At 72.9% G+C, this 520-nt stretch carries 1 pseudogene; it reads right to left on the minus strand.

Going from position 1 to position 520, the window contains the following annotated elements:
- Positions 1–520: pseudogene (locus tag D183_RS25080) on the minus strand (fimbria/pilus outer membrane usher protein); the annotation flags it as partial.

A 520-nucleotide genomic window follows, 5' to 3' on the forward strand; every position in this document is an offset into this window, starting at 1 on the left:
TGCCGCCGTCGGCGGCTGCCGCCTGGCTGAGGTCGGCCGTCGCACTGGTGCGTTCGCCGATGCGTTGCACGGCGACACCGGCCTGGCGGCGGCCGTCCAGCGCGATCGACCAGCCCAGGTACACGCTGCGGTCGCGGGCTTGGTCCAGGTTCTGGTTGATGCTCAGGTTCAACGACGACTGCCGCGGCAGGGCCCGGGTCCAGAACAGGCTGGCGTAGCGTTGGTCGCCGCTGTCGGGGTAGGCCAGGCGCACGTAGCTCAGGGCGATGTTGCCGACGCCGTCCCAGGTGCTGCCGAACAGGGCGCGCTCGCTGATCCGCGGCGGCGCGGCGCCGTAGCGCGCGGCCACGTCGCGGTAGCCGGATTGCGCGCGCTGGGTATCCATCGCTAGGTTGAAGCGGCCGTTGTTCCAGCGGTAGCTCAGCGCGTACTGCAGGCCTTGCTGGCCGGCCGCACCGCCGTGCGCCAGCGAGGCGCCGAACACGCCGGCGCGCGGCAACAGCCACAGGCCGCCGACCCC

Origin of the sequence: Xanthomonas sp. SHU 199, assembly GCF_000364665.1 — a bacterium.
Lineage (GTDB): Bacteria > Pseudomonadota > Gammaproteobacteria > Xanthomonadales > Xanthomonadaceae > Xanthomonas_A > Xanthomonas_A sontii.